Raw genomic sequence first — 1634 nt, 5'->3', positions numbered from 1 at the left:
GCCCGTTATCCGGGGCGCCCCCCGGACGGCGGCCGCCTCCCGGCGGCCCACTTCAGTCTTCTTTCTGATGCCCTCAGACGCCGGGCGCGCGCTCCGCGCGCTTGGCTTCGCCGAGCGAGCGGCAGCGCTGGCGGCATCGACAGTCTGGCGGCGCCGGCCGCCTTGCGGCCGGATACTCTGATGGCGACCCCCGCAGTTTGGGGATCGCGCGACGGAAAGGCCTAGGGGACGCGCAATGGCGACCTTCCAGCTTGAACTGGTCAGCCCCGAGAAACTGCTGCTCAGCCGGCAGGTGGAGATGGCCGTCATCCCCGCCGCGGAAGGGGAGATGGGCGTGCTGGCCGGCCACGCGCCGATGATCGTGACGCTTCGCGGCGGCGTGATCAGCGTGACGGAGAACGGCCAGGTCACCGACCGGCTCTTCGTCGGCGGCGGCTTCGCAGAGGTCACGCCCGAACGCTGCACTGTGCTGGCGGACGAGGCGACGCCGGTGGGCGAACTCTCCCGCGCCGCGGCCGAGGCCCGCATCCGCGACGCCGAGGCGGCCTACGACGCCGTCACCGGCGACACGCCGGAGCGGCAGGATGCCGCGATGGCGAAGCTGCTCTCCGCCCGCGCCATGCTGCAGGCCGCCGAGGCCGCCTGAGCCGGGCCGCCCGGCCGGGGCGGCCCGCCAGGGCGCGACACGGCGCTTGAATCGGGAAGGCGTCCGCAAAACATTGGCTTGCGGGCGCCTTTCGCGTATCCGGGGGAACCATGAAGCACTGGCGAATCGAGCAGGTGGCGTGGGACCGCTTCGATCCGTCAAAGGTGGACACCGAGGTGATCCCTCTGGTGAAGGCCGCCGCCATGGTCGAGCGCAACGGCGACGACTACGCGCTCTATCTCAACTCGGTCTTCCACGACGACCCCGACTTCCAGCAGGCGGCCAACAACTGGGCCGTCGAGGAGAACCAGCACGGCGACGCGCTGGGTCGCTGGGCCACGCTCGCCGATCCCGGCTGGGACTTCGCCGCCGCCTTCGCCCGCTACCGCGCCGGCTACACCATCAACACCACGGCCGACGCCTCCATCCGCGGCAGCCGCACCGGCGAACTGATCGCCCGCTGCATGGTCGAGACGGGGACCAGCAGCTACTACACCGCCCTCGGCGAGGCCACGGAAGAACCGGTGCTGAAGGAGATCTGCCGCCTGATCGCGGCGGACGAGTATCGCCACTTCAAGCTCTTCTACGACCACATGAAGCGCTACCTGGCGCGGGAGAACCTCTCCTTCGTGCAGCGGCTGAAGGTGGCGGCCGGCCGCATCGGCGAAAGCGAGGACGACGAACTCGCCTACGCCTTCCACTGCGCCAACGAAGACCCCTCCACGCCCTACGAGCACGACCGCTGCATCACCGGCTACATGGCGGGCGCCATGGGCTACTACCGCTACCGGCACGTCGAACGCGGCATGGGTATGATCTTCAAGGCCGTCGGCCTCGAACCGCGCGGCCGCCTGTCCGACCTGGCCGCCCGCGCCGCCTGGCGCTTCCTCCAGTGGCGCCGCGACCGCTACCGCGCCGCCATGCCGAAGATCGCGAACGAGAACACCGGCTCACCCGTGGCCGCCGCGGCATAGCCGCCCACCCCCCC

The 1634-nt window shown here is 70.7% G+C and carries 2 protein-coding genes; both read left to right on the top strand.

Going from position 1 to position 1634, the window contains the following annotated elements; genetic code table 11:
• Positions 1 to 235: 235 nt before the first annotated feature.
• The gene (locus AC1MIR_RS11545) at positions 236 to 646 is read left to right on the top strand and encodes a F0F1 ATP synthase subunit epsilon (RefSeq protein WP_480028301.1); all 411 of its coding nucleotides are present in this window, start codon (positions 236 to 238) and stop codon (positions 644 to 646) included.
• 110 nt (positions 647 to 756) lie between these two features.
• A complete protein-coding gene (locus AC1MIR_RS11540; protein ID WP_480028300.1) occupies positions 757 to 1620 on the top strand; it encodes an acyl-ACP desaturase in 864 nt (287 codons plus the stop codon).
• Positions 1621 to 1634 lie beyond the last annotated feature (14 nt).

Source organism: Falsiroseomonas sp. RANM36 (assembly GCF_056682175.1).
Note: the sequence above shows the minus strand (reverse complement) of the source record. Positions and strands in the feature narration are given on the sequence as shown.